The 13,664-nt window shown below is 38.5% G+C and carries 16 protein-coding genes and 2 pseudogenes; 5 read left to right on the top strand and 13 right to left on the bottom strand.

Features of this window, described 5'->3' with window-relative positions; genetic code table 11:
* Positions 1 to 632: 632 nt before the first annotated feature.
* From DEAC_RS13835 to DEAC_RS23285, 3 genes are all read right to left on the bottom strand, one after another.
* Entirely contained in the window at positions 633 to 1,940 is a 1,308-nt protein-coding gene (locus DEAC_RS13835) for a sensor domain-containing diguanylate cyclase (RefSeq protein ID WP_053006438.1), read from the bottom strand.
* A 910-nt stretch (positions 1,941 to 2,850) separates the two neighbouring features.
* Positions 2,851 to 4,164 carry a cell wall-binding repeat-containing protein gene (locus DEAC_RS13830; RefSeq protein WP_047810658.1) on the bottom strand — a complete coding sequence of 438 codons (1,314 nt, stop codon included), beginning with the start codon at positions 4,162 to 4,164 and terminating at the stop codon, positions 2,851 to 2,853.
* 108 nt (positions 4,165 to 4,272) lie between these two features.
* Entirely contained in the window at positions 4,273 to 4,452 is a 180-nt protein-coding gene (locus DEAC_RS23285; protein WP_152671405.1) for a hypothetical protein, read from the bottom strand.
* A gap of 334 nt (positions 4,453 to 4,786) precedes the next feature.
* On the opposite strand from DEAC_RS23285, the gene DEAC_RS13825 reads away from it, so the two are divergent.
* The gene (locus DEAC_RS13825; protein ID WP_047810657.1) at positions 4,787 to 5,092 is read left to right on the top strand and encodes a zinc-ribbon domain containing protein; all 306 of its coding nucleotides are present in this window, start codon (positions 4,787 to 4,789) and stop codon (positions 5,090 to 5,092) included.
* A 298-nt stretch (positions 5,093 to 5,390) separates the two neighbouring features.
* Here DEAC_RS13825 and DEAC_RS22800 read toward each other — a convergent pair.
* A pseudogene (locus DEAC_RS22800) lies at positions 5,391 to 5,606 on the bottom strand (permease); the annotation flags it as partial.
* Here DEAC_RS22800 and DEAC_RS24705 point away from each other — a divergent pair.
* The 3 genes from DEAC_RS24705 (at position 5,512) to DEAC_RS22795 (ending at position 7,092) form a co-directional block, all read left to right on the top strand.
* Positions 5,512 to 5,847 (top strand): MFS transporter, encoded by a 336-nt coding sequence (locus DEAC_RS24705; RefSeq protein WP_047810656.1) that lies wholly within the window; start codon positions 5,512 to 5,514, stop codon positions 5,845 to 5,847. The pseudogene DEAC_RS22800 and the gene DEAC_RS24705 sit on opposite strands and share 95 nt — an antisense overlap.
* A 367-nt stretch (positions 5,848 to 6,214) precedes the next feature.
* Positions 6,215 to 6,712 (top strand): DUF2127 domain-containing protein, encoded by a 498-nt coding sequence (locus DEAC_RS13815; RefSeq protein ID WP_047810655.1) that lies wholly within the window; start codon positions 6,215 to 6,217, stop codon positions 6,710 to 6,712.
* Between the two features lie 89 nt (positions 6,713 to 6,801).
* Entirely contained in the window at positions 6,802 to 7,092 is a 291-nt protein-coding gene (locus tag DEAC_RS22795) for a LysR substrate-binding domain-containing protein (protein WP_282434456.1), read from the top strand.
* Between the two features lie 1,046 nt (positions 7,093 to 8,138).
* On the opposite strand, the gene DEAC_RS13810 is transcribed toward DEAC_RS22795, so the two are convergent.
* From DEAC_RS13810 to DEAC_RS13790, 8 genes and pseudogenes are all read right to left on the bottom strand, one after another.
* Positions 8,139 to 8,474: a DUF6054 family protein gene (locus DEAC_RS13810; protein ID WP_047810654.1), complete on the bottom strand. Its 336-nt coding sequence runs from the start codon at positions 8,472 to 8,474 to the stop codon at positions 8,139 to 8,141.
* Between the two features lie 164 nt (positions 8,475 to 8,638).
* Positions 8,639 to 8,986, bottom strand: a complete 348-nt coding sequence (locus DEAC_RS13805) for a DsrE family protein (protein WP_047810653.1) — start codon at positions 8,984 to 8,986, stop codon at positions 8,639 to 8,641.
* A gap of 202 nt (positions 8,987 to 9,188) precedes the next feature.
* The gene (locus DEAC_RS24220; RefSeq protein WP_242847160.1) at positions 9,189 to 9,281 is read right to left on the bottom strand and encodes a TfoX/Sxy family protein; all 93 of its coding nucleotides are present in this window, start codon (positions 9,279 to 9,281) and stop codon (positions 9,189 to 9,191) included.
* On the bottom strand, positions 9,275 to 9,427 hold the full coding sequence (locus DEAC_RS22790; protein WP_242847159.1) for a poly-gamma-glutamate hydrolase family protein: 153 nt from the start codon (positions 9,425 to 9,427) through the stop codon (positions 9,275 to 9,277). Before DEAC_RS22790 ends, DEAC_RS24220 begins: the two co-directional genes overlap by 7 nt.
* Positions 9,428 to 9,447: 20 nt before the next feature.
* Positions 9,448 to 9,642 (bottom strand): YwbE family protein, encoded by a 195-nt coding sequence (locus DEAC_RS13800; RefSeq protein WP_047810652.1) that lies wholly within the window; start codon positions 9,640 to 9,642, stop codon positions 9,448 to 9,450.
* Between the two features lie 150 nt (positions 9,643 to 9,792).
* Complete coding sequence (locus DEAC_RS13795; protein ID WP_047810651.1) at positions 9,793 to 10,365, bottom strand: thymidine kinase; 573 nt, start codon at positions 10,363 to 10,365, stop codon at positions 9,793 to 9,795.
* A gap of 58 nt (positions 10,366 to 10,423) precedes the next feature.
* Positions 10,424 to 10,696: pseudogene (locus DEAC_RS24700) on the bottom strand (VOC family protein); the annotation flags it as partial.
* A gap of 3 nt (positions 10,697 to 10,699) precedes the next feature.
* Complete coding sequence (locus tag DEAC_RS13790; RefSeq protein WP_047810650.1) at positions 10,700 to 11,029, bottom strand: thioredoxin family protein; 330 nt, start codon at positions 11,027 to 11,029, stop codon at positions 10,700 to 10,702.
* 442 nt (positions 11,030 to 11,471) lie between these two features.
* Here DEAC_RS13790 and msrA point away from each other — a divergent pair, with 442 nt between their 5' ends.
* Positions 11,472 to 12,434: a peptide-methionine (S)-S-oxide reductase MsrA gene (gene msrA / locus DEAC_RS13785; RefSeq protein WP_047810649.1), complete on the top strand. Its 963-nt coding sequence runs from the start codon at positions 11,472 to 11,474 to the stop codon at positions 12,432 to 12,434.
* A gap of 638 nt (positions 12,435 to 13,072) precedes the next feature.
* Here msrA and DEAC_RS13780 read toward each other — a convergent pair.
* Complete coding sequence (locus DEAC_RS13780) at positions 13,073 to 13,576, bottom strand: GNAT family N-acetyltransferase (RefSeq protein ID WP_242847158.1); 504 nt, start codon at positions 13,574 to 13,576, stop codon at positions 13,073 to 13,075.
* Positions 13,577 to 13,664: the final 88 nt, after the last annotated feature.

Genomic DNA, 13,664 nt, shown 5'->3' with positions numbered 1-13,664 from the left:
AACGGGAATGCCTATTTTTTGGATTTATGGGCTATTAGGATTCTTAGGATTCTTAGGCTTTTTGGTTGCATTATTGAGATTGGTCGCAGCCTCTGCAGCAGCTTAATGGTTTTTGCCTAGGTAAATGCCTAGGCTTTTTACATTGGATCCGATATTCCTTTGTTCTTTGCCTAATCATGTAGCTGAAAACCATATATGATCCGAAAAGATTTGTATATTAAATAGTCGTATCCGACTTGTCTCCGCATTAATAGTCACAGTTATAGTGGCCTGCTGAGTGACAGTTGCCGCCCTGGATTCGCAAAGCCATCGCAGGTTTGAAAATAAGATTATTATAGCAATGTTCGGCATAAAAGTATTAGGAAAGTTATGTTAACTTAGAACGCAAAACTATCACTATCTATCGCCAATCTAACCTGCAAACGCCCAAAACGTTCTAGTGGTGGATATGGCATTTAAATAAGAATTGTTGCAAACCAAAAATAATAATTCCAGTGACAATCATGTTAATTGCAGCAATCCTATAAATCAGTTCTAGAGTGATTATTCAGAAATTGATAAACCTTGTTAGCAAGCAACGTATAGCCTAGGCTGTTTTCGAGGTAAATATCTCTAATACAAAGTAGTTGTTTTCATTCTCGAATATATCGCACACAATTCCTGCCTGCAGATTTCGCCTGGTACATCATGTCATCTGCCTTTTGTACTATTGTATCAACTGTATCTCCGGGATTGTACTCAGCAACTCCGAAGCTTGCAGTAACATTGCCCACATTCGGAATATCCATTCTACTTAGACGTTCACGCAGTTTTTCCCCCAAAACTACAGCCTTATTTATTGTGGTTTCCGGCAACAGTATTATAAATTCCTCACCACCCCAGCGAGCCAGAGTATCTATTTTTCGAATCTTCTTAATCGTTTCTGACATAATTTTTCTTAGAACGAAATCGCCACAGTTATGGCCAAAACGGTCATTGACGCACTTAAAGTGGTCTATATCCATCATTATCACGGAAAACTTACGGCCCGTTCGCTTGACACGTTCTATTTCTTCTTCGAGTTTTTGAATAAAAAAACGACGGTTGTATACACTCGTCAGGGAATCAGTAATAGATAAAAGGAAGAGTTTCTCTTCCAGCTGTTTTCTTTCACTTATATCATCGATAATTACTTGAGCACCTATTACGGTATTTCTATTTTTCCGTGGTTTAATATGGATTCTTAACCATACTTTCTTTCCCCATTTAGATTCATAGTTGATTTCATGCATAGCGGACTTGTTACTTTTTAAACATTCTTCAAGTTGTCTTGAAAGGCCGTGCCTAACCAGCAAAGGAAAAGTTAAGAGGTTGATCTTTTTTGTCTCCTCAATACTTGTTGAACCCAGTATTTCTAAAACTATTTGATTTACATAAATAATATTGCCCTTATAGTCACAGCTTATAATTCCAATTGGGGCATTCTCGGTTAATTCCAGATATTTTTGTCGACTGTTTTTAAGTTCTTCCTGTTCCTGCTTGCGTTCGGTGATATCACGAACAATTCCCACCGAATGCCAGGTATTCTTGATCCTCATGGCCGAAAGCGAAAGCTCTACAACAAACGTTCGGCCATCTTTATGTTTAGCTTTAAACTCCATTATTTTCCCTATAGCATTGCCTTTTCCGGTTGTTTTAAAATGATTATAAGCCTTACTATAAGTCTCATAAAGATGTTCTTCCGGCACCACCAACAAGTGTAGATCCTTCCCTAAAATTTCTTCCTGGGGGTAACCGAAGAGCTTTTCCGCAGCAGTATTCCAGAAAGTAACATTTCCATGATCATCAAGGATAGCGATGGCATCACGTACGGCGTCTAAAACGGTACTTAACGTCGTTTCCTTTTCCTGCAGTTCACCTTCCATCACTCTGCGTTTAGTCAGTTCAGCAACCAAATCCATACAGAACTTTTCTCCCTTGCATTAAATGCGCTTTTCTAATGTTAACTTATCCTTGTTTAAATTTCTTTAAATAGACTTTTTGCTCCTTAATGGATTTGATCCAACTCATTTAAATAAATTTCTAAAACGATTCCCCAAGCAGTTAATTTAGATTAATTATATCATATGATATTAAGATATGAGGAATCATGCACATGTATCCTAAATTATATGTATTATTTCCGGCCATTTTTCCTGCCACACACCGTGCATGACAGTTTCCCTTCACACGGCGTTCCATCACACAAAAAAAAGACCCCCGCCAGCTTAGGCAGAGGCCAAGTAAAAATTGATTTAGTTTACTCCAACTGACCATTGATTGTGGTTCATCCGTCCGGTTTAAGGCTGATCGCCCTCATGTCTATAAAAATACCGGCAATGATATTTGCCTTTTGAGCATGGTCATTTACTATCCTGAATGAAATAAATAAGGGCAAGCTGCCTACAAAGAAGACAACTCGTCCTTTTTAATAAAGTCTAAATAAGGTTTAAAACTAATAAATTTCCCCACAAATACAAACCCTCAAAAACCCACATGCAATGAACGTGCCGCTCCTTAAAATAATTGACATATATCAAGGCATCCCGAAGGTTGCCTGCCAATTACCCCTCCCCTCTATCAGAGCGGCTATGCTCTTTCCCCTTTTATGCTACTTAGGCTTTGTGGGATTATTTCTTGATGCAAATAAAGCTTTCATCGCACATTCCACTAACTGTTCTCTGTTTTCCAAAATATCAAGCAAAGTGACAACCCTTCCCGAATCTGGGGATGGGCGGGCTGACTAAAACTTGATGCCAGTAATATCAATGGTTTTTTATAAGTAGAGGCTAAAGTGCTGCCAATACTTTGAACAATAAACAAACTTTCACACTAAATTACATAAGTTGGGTCAATTGACTTTAAAAATGTATCAATTTTTTTATTATCCAAGGTGCTTTTTAAAATAGTATAGTAATTTTTATTTATGATTATTGGATCCACAAAAGTAATATCCATTACTTCTTTATCATTCATATAAAATGCTGCCTCATGTATCCACCCTGTGGAAGGCTCCGGATTCTTCGCTTTCTCTAGCACATATCCATCTAAATAATCCATAAACTTGCTAATATCTTGTTTATCTTCAATTGTTAGAGGTTTATTTAATCCACCTCTTCCATCATAGAAAACAATTTTTGTTATATCTTGGGGGGCTACGTTGGTTACATCTCGTATAGTCTTTTCTTTATAGTTAGTAGTACTTGATGAAGCAAGAGTCGCCTCTTCTTTAACAAGCCCTCCAAGCACAACAACGTTATACTTTGTAATTTCGTGCTCATCCAAATAGTTTTTCTGTAATACCGAATTTTCGCTAACCAAAAGCAACGGATTACAATTTGCACTCGCTAAAGCACAACCCGATAGGCCATCGTCAAAATATTCACCTGAAGTTAAATAAATTGTATCTAGATCCATTTCACTTTTAAACTTATCAAGAACAGCCAGATTCCTCTGGTATTTATCCTGCCCATTTATTTGTTCAACATTAGGCAGTTCATTTACTAAACTTTTATCTAACGAAGAACCTACGCCAATAATATAAGTTTTAGATATTCCATGAGTTTTCACATAGCCTCTTACAACATCTGGTAGTACGTTGTGTGGGATTAATATAATGGGCATATTCATTTTAGCGGCTATAGGAGATATCGACAAGGCATCCGCAAAGTCTTCATCTGTTACTATTGCGATTTGATTGACATTATCTAGATGGTTGGCAACTATTATACTGGTTTCATATTTGTCTTGGCCGTATAATCTTGTCGTGTTTATACCTAATGAGGTCAAATGATTTTCCACAGAGGATGAAATTATACCCGTGCCTCCAATGATAATAATATGAGTAATCTTCAATTGTTGTATCATATTTAAAGTATCTTTAGGGACGAAATTACTCTCAGTCAAGAGTATTGGTGCATTATACTTTTTGGCTAAAGGTGCCGCAATTAGAGCATCCGGAAAACTTTTACCGTAGGCTAGAATGGCGTAGTCCGATTGCTTCCAACCATTTTCCGCAATGATAGCCGAAGTGGCGTACCTATCTGCACCTGATAATTTTTCTGTAGCTGCTTCCGAATCATTTGGAAAACAAAACATTATAATCCAAACTACGATAATTAATAACGTAAATTTAGTTTTAAGCATTTCATTTCTCCCTCCAAAATATCGAAAAAGTGCGGTTTCCTTGCCGGGTCAAAGTTCATTTTTATTAAACAGCAATATTAGATTAGGTCCATTGAGTGTTCCCTGGCCTTAGCCATTATTTTCAATATTGGTTGGAAATGCTGTTAATGACAAAAATGTTTTTGTTTCTCCTGGATGTAATATAAAACTCTCTTGTTCATTAGAATTGATATCATACCAATCAAGATTGCGACAAAGATCACTAATCCACCAAAAATTCCATGCTTTGTATCTTTCAATTACGTTCACCACTTTTTATAGATTTTCAAGCTATAAGTTGTCCATTACAGCACCTCCCTCTTCCCGTATCTAATAGATAAAGACATCCATCCTGCTGGATTTAAGGAGTCCGATAGGTTGACTGGCTTCTGGGATTTATTGGGTTTGGAGGTGGTAGCGAGTGAATTAGAAATCGGAGATGTTTTAAATATTTCCGAATAATTGGTTGTGAATCAGCCTCAATTCTGATATACTAAAAGTCGCTCGTTATGATATGTGGATATACCAAGACCTTCTTAAATGCCTAAAGCTATGGGAAGATTAAATCCCACACCAGCGGGCAGAAAATTTAGGAGGTTTTTTTATGTTCGAAGACAAAACCCTTGTTTGCAGAGATTGTGGTCAAGAATTCGTTTTTTCCGCCAATGAACAAGAATTCTATGCTGAAAAAGGATTCACCAATGAACCGGGTCGTTGCCCATCCTGTCGTGCAGCCCGAAAGCAACAAACTCGTGGTAATAATGGCGGATACGGTCGCCAGCAACGAGAAATGTTCCCAGCAGTTTGCGCTGAATGTGGAAAAGAGACCATGGTTCCTTTCCAACCATCCGGTGACAAACCAGTTTATTGCCGTGACTGCTTCCAATCACAACGACGTAATAATTGGTAAATCGTTCAAAAAGTCTTCCCTGGCTTAAAGCTCGGGAAGTTTTTTATTTGCTGGCAAACGTTAGTTTATATTCAAGTCAAACTCTGCCCCCCCTCCAGCTTTCCGGCTCGGTAAGCGCCTTTGGATAGGTAAGGACATACCGCAGGATTGGCTGTTCGGGTTCTATTTATCCAGCACTCTCCGGCTACATAACAATTCCCGCTTTACTGAACGTAATATTGCAGCTTTAAGTTGTCCGCCAATTAACGGAATTGGCGGACAGGCCAGTTCTAACCGCCCTCCTCCAACTTATTCCTAATTATACCACTGTACCAGGACAAATTGCTGTTCCATTTATAATAGAAAAATCCAGCAGTTTTGGCTTTAAAACCTTACGCAGTAAGATCATTTCTGGAATGCTCAAGGCGGTGACCGCCATCATGAAAGCAAGTGCGGTGCCCATAGCGACACCTGCTCTGGTTAACTCACTGACCAGCGGAATGACTCCAGCAGCATTCGAATATAACGGGATGCCGAAGAACGTGAAGAAGAATCTTATCGCGTTGCTCGGTTTGGCCGGATTTATCGTTATGGCAGATAATTGGGTCGTTTCTCCCTTATTACCCGCAATTTCTCAAAATTTGAACATTGATATAGCAAAGGCCGGCTTATTAATCAGTGCCTACATGATTCCTTTTGGTATTTTTCAGGTTATCTTTGGACTGCTTGCCGAGTCTAGCCCTTTTCGCAACGTTCAGCTCACCATCATCCTTTGAAGCAGAATCTTCTCCGGAGTTGTACATTTCAAAGTCAATCACCAGTTTGGGACTTTTACCTACTGTTGATCACTAGCTTTGCATAAAGTTTGTGATGATTTGTCAAGTAATGTATTACAATTTGAGCGCGTCCAGGGATTCGTCTTTGAAGGTGAGGATCATATTATGAACCTTTTTTAGCTCCTCCGTCATTGGGGATGCATCCGTCCCGATACGAGCGATAATATTTCCGACAGTATTTCCCGTTTTGCCTCACCTCCTTTTGAACATAAAAAAGGACTGAAGTTAGGTTTCAGTCCTTACATGTGAATTAATAATACAAACAAGCAAATAATAGAGTGAAACGAAATGACTGTAGGGGTTGAATATGGGAAAGTTTCGGAATATAGATATCAGTAACATATTCCATAAAAGTTTCAAAATTGGGCTATCACTTAAAGCTATCGATGGTTTTTTGGAGATGATAGGGGGAATATTATTACTTTTTTTAAACCCGGCCAGATTAAATAAAATGACTGTTATGCTGACAGAACATGAGTTATCCCAAGACCCTACCGATATAATCGCTAATACCATAATAAAAATGAGTTCAAAGTTTACCGTCAATACACAATATTTCGGAGTTATTTACTTGATTTCTCATGGTGCGCTAAAATTAATCCTTGTAATAGTATTATGGAAAAGAAAAGTTTGGGCTTATCCTCTTACAATAATATCATTAGGAATTTTCGTTGTTTATCAGATTTATCGGTATACTATCTATCATTCAACTGTGCTATTGTTATTAACATTTCTCGACATTATAATTATTGCCTTAACCTATATTGAATACAAAAAGCTAAAGACCAAATCTCATTATGTCTAAGGGCAGAATTCAGGTTCCAGCCCTAATATTATGATTGTATAAATCCAAATCTAATTCTGCACAAACCAGATAACCTTTATTTGCCCAGCGTGAGTTTGAAACAGCTTGAATCCGCTAAAGTTGACGTGTCCTTCTGCACTCTACAGCAACCTTTCAAAGACTTTAGTTCGTTACATATAATGACGCTGGAGTTATTTGTAATAGTTGATAAAGATCACAGGCTGGCAAACGTTACGCAGATTGATTTAAGCGAGATTGCAGATGATCCATTTGTTCTTTATAAACCTCAGACTGCACTATTAGGGTATTTGTCGCTAAGATTTGCTAGGATTTGTCCAGTTTGGTCAGTTGAGCGATCATTCACTATAGCCTTCACTTAAGTCTCAACATTTAAGTATTTTATTATTTTATGTCGCACAGAAAAAAATATATCGTAACTGTTGAAAAAAAGTGTGCTGATGCACACTCATACTTATTCACTGGTCCAAAATATATACTTTCCTATACAACAAAAAACAAGGCCACTCATGATGGACTCATGATGAGTGGCCTTGAAATATAAAATTGAATCCCGCAAAGTTCCTCTAGAATTAATGGATACACGGCTCGAGATTAATCTTCAACAAAGCTTTACTAATCTAATCCATAACCAGAGTAAAATTAAAATAGTTTGAGCACCTTACACAGAAGTAAACAAAATTACCAAGTAAGAATCTTGAAAAACTAAAAAAGTAAGGGAGTAAATACTTTGACCTAAACTAAACGTAAATATTCAATAACTAAGTTTAAGTTAAAACTAATCTAGACAAATCCTCCACTATTTCTTTGTGTTTTAAAAACTAACCTGGCTCATACGAATTTGACTAACTGACTTGACCTCATACAGACCTAACCAAGAAGAACTTTGCGGGAAAATTTTCTTTCTAAACAAAATAACCACCCTTCTAGGTGGATTCGATTACTCCAATTTCAGCATCGTCCTAACTGATTGCACTGCTGAAACCTTCGATGAATCGAAACTTCCCTAGCACGCTACCAACAGTTTTTAGCACTGAATCTTTGATTAATAGCTGATTATGAGATTATTATACTTGAATTCAGCTCCTTGTCAAGTGTTGAAGTTAATAATATTTACAATCCTAGATACTAACGTTTCAGGGGGCTTAGCACGGATAAAAGTAATCACATGCTTGGTTTTGGATTGCCTATCCCTATGCTTATAACCCATATTCCTACGGATGGTATTAGATATACTAAAGGTGAGGGGGCAAGCCCCTCTTCTTTTTTGAGATAACAATTTTATTTCACGTAAACGATTCCAGAACCTTACGAAGAACACTCTTAATATTATGTAAAATTATTCCCTAAATCATGTTTATAGGTTTTTGTGGTTGAGGGTAGCGGAAATGGCCCCATTGGTACTTAATTATTCTGGTGAAATAATATAATCACTAAGAATGTCTTGTACACTATTGGCAAAGGAATTAGCCGCACCCCAATCAAAATTTAAAATCATGCCTTCTGAACTACCAGTAGATATCGATCTTACATCTGTTTGTCCATAAATATTATCGATTATTACCACGAGTGCCACCCTATTCTTCACCCGCATATAATATTTCTCGAATATTAAGGTCCCAATGTAACTTCCATTGCCCAAATCATGAGTTTCCTCGTGTACAAGATTGGCATTTTCATTTTGCTTGACTAAATCTAATGCTTCGATCGGAGAAATGCTTACCTTGAAATTATAAGTACTCATCTTTTTCCCTCCTTCAAACTTTCCTTCAATTGATAGACTCCCGTCCCAATCGCCAGACAACTGGCTACCCATTATTAGAGCGGCTATTTCTTCTTGAGGTTAGCGGGGGTGCTGGGAGTGACGTGAGACGACAATAATTGATGAAAACAATAGTAAAATCTAGCTTAGACAGTTATAACTCTTGCATTTTCGTCTTTTAGAAAATCCGTAAGCACTTGACCCGTATATTTTACGTCTATCCCGATCTTTTCTAACATTTCAGAAACCCCATAACTATCTGCGCATGCCTTACAGGCTAATACGTCCACACCCGCATCTTTAATTTTCCCAATGTATTCCTGCAACGATGTATCTTCTGTGAGAAGTTTTGCAGATGGACCCCAAACTATCAGGGAGACTTCATCCCACCATTCCTTAAGTTTAGAATTTAGTGTATACATAAATGCCATACGTATTGCAACTTCCCTATCTCCGTTAGTCCAAACCACTACCAACTTATTAGGCTGACTCATGCTAACATGCCTCCTGATCCTTTCTTTTCTATGTTTAGAATTGCCCATTCAAAACAATGCTACATTTCAAGGCTCTCTTGTTTCGACTCATTCACCGATGTCCTCCGCGCAACACTGGACGGAATATTACCGCTTTGAGTTGTCCGCCAATTGACAGAATTGGCGGACAGGCCAGTTCTAACCGCCCTCCTCCAACTTATTCCTAATTATACCACTGTACTTTCATAGCCCATTCAGCTAATTGTTCTCTGTTTTCCAAAATATCAACAGGAACCTCATAATATGGCATTACCATGGGCTTGTCATCAAATGGTACTGTACGCCTTTTCCAGTACGTCCTCTATTACAAATATTAGTTGCCCGCTCCCCGCGATATTTCTCTTCACAGTCTTTAACAGTAAAACCTCGATTTTGTAATTCTATCCGGAACAACGGACACATCATCGCCAGGTGACTGAGGTTTAAAGGAGAATTCGCTTTACTCGACCCACTATTCCACTCTCAAGGCGAACTTTTATTCCATGAGGATGGGTGGACGAATTAGTTAGAATATCTTTAACGATACCTTCAGTTAATTTTTCAGTTCTTTGATCTTGTTTTTGAACTATTAAAACGTGCGTGCCTTGCCTAATATTTGCACGATTATTTCCATCCATTACTATGACCACCTACATATCCTTAATCTATTTCGCCTGAGGTAACCCCCACCGGCAGCACTCCCCTACTCAACCCCTAGCTAGACTTTATTGAGGCGACTTTTTCTTCTTGAGGGTAGCTGGGGGTGAAGGGTAGCGCGGAGACTCGAATTACTTAGAATTGGTCTTAGCTTTGTTCCAGCATCTCCTGCAGACAGGTAGATAGCTTTCATTTCCGCCTATTTCTATTTGCTGACCCTCAAAAATTGGTGCCCCATCTTTAAATCTTAAGACCATGGTTGCTTTGCGATTGCAATACCAACATACGGTTTTTACTTCTTCAATCTTATCAGCAAAGATGAGAAGAGCTTCACTTCCTTCAAATAAATTATTTTGAAAATCATTTTTTAAGCCATAAATAATCACCGGGATATTTAATTCATCAACAACACGACAGAATTCCAATACATTTTTTCGGGTTAAAAAGTTCCCTTCATCACATAGAACACAATCTGGCATCTCACTTTTGACTTGATCGAAAATGTTCGTTTTCCCATCAATAGATATGGCTGGTTTGGAAATCCCCATCCTTGAAGTAACTCTTCCTTCACCAAAGCGAGTATCAATCGCAGGAGTGAAGATTAAGACACTTTTTCCCTGTTCCGAATAGTTATATGCAATCTTCAATAAGTCCGCTGTTTTACCGCTCCCCATAGTAGCATAGCGGAAATACAACTGAGCCAAATTTTTTCCTCCTAAAATCAAGAAATCTGAATTCCCATTATATGTTGGGCTAATCGGTCTATTTGACTCGTTTAAACATCGAATGGCTTTCCTCGAATTGAACCAAATCCCATAAATCCCCATATAAGTCTTTGAATACTGCCACAATACCGTACGATTGTTCTTTGGGTTCTCTGACGAATTTAATTCCTTTTTCTAACATATCATTATAATCGCGCCAAAAGTCATTTGTCCCAAGGAATAGTAAAACTCTTCCTCCTGCTTGATTTCCAATAAAAGATATTTGTTCTGGTTTTGAAGCCCTAGCAAGTAATATTGTAGTTCCAGACGAATCTTACATTTCACTTAAGAAATTTAGAATCCTTTCAACCTTCTGAAAATCAATAAAACGGCTTTCTCTAAGAATTTCTTTGCCTTCACAGAATATAAGTATTGTTGGCACTGTAAAAACCAATAATTGCCCTGCAATTTCCACATGCTCATTGATATTAATTATTGCAATGTCGATCGATTCAGGATCTATTAGATTCATCAGTTTCGGGAAAACCGCATGGCAAACATTACAGTCTCGGGAACTAAAATATAGGATAATCGGCTTCTCTTGTTCCATGAGCTGATTGAGTTGTTCTTTTAATCGGATATGAATAGCTGATTCAGTTCTCATGATGAATGATCTCCAATTTTATTTAAATATATGTTATGGCGGGAATTTGAGGGTTGAGGGTAGCGGAGGTGCAGGTGGGGCATTTTTAGTCTTCTTTTAGCAGTGGAGGTCTGACCTAATCAGTAAGTTTATCAAATTCCCGAAATTTAGCTGGGGTCGCTGGTGGCCTGAAGTTAGTAGAGATCAATGCGACGGTTGAAAGTAAATAACTTTACCCATCACACAACCCCTGCCTTTACTCTTCAATCATCTCACAACTTTATAGCAAACGCAAAACAAATTAACTCCCTCACCGAGATAGACGAAACACTCGTATCATCACAGCATCTTCAACACTAAACCAGTTTAGGACCGAGATGCTTTCGTATTGAGGTGTATTTTTTGCGATAACGGGAAATCTTTTAACGTCGTTGTAATTTCTCTGGATAAAGGGGTGAACCTATTGGACGTAACGAATAGAATAAGTTTTGCTACCTTTGCCGGTGGATGCTTTTGGTGCATGGTATCCCCGTTCAAACAACTTAAAGGCGTTATTAATGTGGTTTCGGGCTACATCGGTGGTCATACTGAAAATCCAACCTATAAAGAAGTATGTTCCGGAACGACCGGACATTTCGAAGCTGTCCAAATTTCGTTTGACCCAAATCAAATATCCTATGATAAACTTTTGGAAATTTTTTGGCGACAAATTGATCCAACCGATCCAGGTGGTCAGTTCAATGATCGAGGACAGTCATACCAAACGGCTATTTTTTATCATGGCGAGAAACAGCATCTTAAAGCCGAAGCCTCTAAACAAGCTCTAATAGAAAGCGGTCATTTTCAAAGACCTATTGTTACCAAAATTCTCCCGGCAACAATATTTTTTCCTGCAGAAGAATATCATCAAGATTTCCATGAGAAAAACCACTTCCGCTATTCTCTATATCGTCAAGGGTCTGGCCGCGATGAGTTTATAAATAAGAATTGGCCAATCGATAGATCGCAGATAAAATCCAGACTAACTGATTTACAATATCATGTTACACAAGAGAATGGCACCGAACCACCTTTCCAAAACGAATATTGGAATAATGAACGTGAAGGTATTTATGTTGATGTAGTCTCGGGCGAACCTCTATTTTGTTCAAATGATAAGTTTAATAGTGGCTGCGGATGGCCTAGTTTTACTAAGCCCATCGTCTCAACGTCTTTAAAAGAGAAAGCTGATTTAAGCCACGGAATGACTAGGACAGAGGTTCGAAGTAAGGAAGCTGATTCTCACCTAGGGCATGTTTTTCCCGATGGGCCAAGCCCAAACGTGCTTAGATATTGCATAAATTCTTCATCGCTACGCTTTATACCCAAAGAAGATTTAGACCGCGAAGGATACAGCGAATTTAGATTATTATTTAAGGACACCTAAAGTGAACTTTATCGTCGACAAGTCTAGATACCTTCATTAAGTAAGGCTTCGCCTCCCCACATTAACATTGCACTTTCCCGACACACGAGGACAATAATCTATTTCCTATACTACTACAATTTGTAAAAAAACAGGCGATATGTTTCCTCGAACGCCCAAAAAACATTGCGCCTGTTTTTAATTCGATTTCGAATATTCTTAAACCTAAAACCCGCACCACAAGCGGGTTTAGAGTGTATGTTTTCTTAAACTTACCACGCACTCAACGTGCTCGGACCTCGCCCAACAGCAGATGGTACCTAAAATAAACATATATGGTTCAGCGGCGGGAGTAGACTGATAAAGTATTGAACTAAATATGGCACTCAATGTCATGACAACGATAAAACCAATCAGAATTCCTAAATCAAGACGGAAGCCTTGTCACCGAAGGAATTTCACCTTGTGCGGAACCTGTTGAGGCGAATTCCCAGCACCTAACTCATTCACCTCATCATGATGTGACGCATCCCTCATCGCTTCAGTTTGGTGAGCGCCTTTGGGATAGGTAATGGCATTCCGCAGCAATGGCAGTTAGGGATAACTAGATTTTGTGGAGTTCGAGGAGCTGGGTATTACCTGTGCAACCGAAGATCATGTCAAGCCAAATAATCTGAGTCATATGGATACTTAGCAAATGCAGTTTTATGATGCTTAAACCCTAACTTTCGATAGAACTCCTCGTTCCCAAAAGTCGATGTCAAATGAATGCATAGGTGCTCGTTTCCTTTTAGCAATCCAGCAATCAGACCTTTACCGATTCCTAATTTCTGATATTCCGGCAAGACACCTACATCAAAGATCATTCCATAACAAACTCCATCCGACAACATCCTGGCCGCTCCAATTAGTTTTTCATTTCTCCAAGCTGTTACTACCTTATAGCTTTGTTCAAATGCCTTACGGATCTTATCATGATCCTTTGTTTTCCCATAGCCAGCAACTAATCCAACTTCTTCATAAATTTGAAAGAGCTGTTGCCAATCAACACAGTCCATACCAATCTCATACGTAAACATGCTTTCACTCCGATTTAAAACTTTGTAAGATATACTTTGCTCATTATATCTAACCAGCCCTTCAACACGCAACTCTCCATCCATCCCATCCTCCACCTTCCCTGTTCGATGAGCGCTTTTGATAGGTAAGCCCATCCCATCCTGCGGGATTGAAGAAGTTCGGTAAATGACC

Source organism: Desulfosporosinus acididurans, assembly GCF_001029285.1.
Classification (GTDB): Bacteria; Bacillota; Desulfitobacteriia; order Desulfitobacteriales; family Desulfitobacteriaceae; genus Desulfosporosinus; species Desulfosporosinus acididurans.
The sequence above is the reverse complement of the archived record's forward strand: the minus strand, read 5'-3'. Positions and strand labels throughout refer to the sequence as shown.

What these genes read in the sequence shown, in the direction of transcription:
- DEAC_RS13830 (WP_047810658.1), bottom strand. Translation starts at nt 4,164, where the DNA reads ATGCTTAAAACTAAATTTACGTTATTAATTATCGTAGTTTGGATTATA.
- DEAC_RS24705 (WP_047810656.1), top strand. Translation starts at nt 5,512, where the DNA reads ATGAAAGCAAGTGCGGTGCCCATAGCGACACCTGCTCTGGTTAACTCA.
- DEAC_RS24220 (WP_242847160.1), bottom strand. Translation starts at nt 9,281, where the DNA reads ATGGTAATGCCATATTATGAGGTTCCTGTTGATATTTTGGAAAACAGA.
- DEAC_RS13800 (WP_047810652.1), bottom strand. Translation starts at nt 9,642, where the DNA reads ATGGATGGAAATAATCGTGCAAATATTAGGCAAGGCACGCACGTTTTA.
- DEAC_RS13805 (WP_047810653.1), bottom strand. Translation starts at nt 8,986, where the DNA reads ATGAGTCAGCCTAATAAGTTGGTAGTGGTTTGGACTAACGGAGATAGG.
- DEAC_RS13780 (WP_242847158.1), bottom strand. Translation starts at nt 13,576, where the DNA reads ATGGATGGAGAGTTGCGTGTTGAAGGGCTGGTTAGATATAATGAGCAA.
- DEAC_RS22790 (WP_242847159.1), bottom strand. Translation starts at nt 9,427, where the DNA reads ATGTGTCCGTTGTTCCGGATAGAATTACAAAATCGAGGTTTTACTGTT.
- DEAC_RS13810 (WP_047810654.1), bottom strand. Translation starts at nt 8,474, where the DNA reads ATGAGTACTTATAATTTCAAGGTAAGCATTTCTCCGATCGAAGCATTA.
- DEAC_RS13815 (WP_047810655.1), top strand. Translation starts at nt 6,215, where the DNA reads ATGGGAAAGTTTCGGAATATAGATATCAGTAACATATTCCATAAAAGT.
- DEAC_RS13825 (WP_047810657.1), top strand. Translation starts at nt 4,787, where the DNA reads ATGTTCGAAGACAAAACCCTTGTTTGCAGAGATTGTGGTCAAGAATTC.
- DEAC_RS13790 (WP_047810650.1), bottom strand. Translation starts at nt 11,029, where the DNA reads ATGAGAACTGAATCAGCTATTCATATCCGATTAAAAGAACAACTCAAT.
- DEAC_RS13835 (WP_053006438.1), bottom strand. Translation starts at nt 1,940, where the DNA reads ATGGATTTGGTTGCTGAACTGACTAAACGCAGAGTGATGGAAGGTGAA.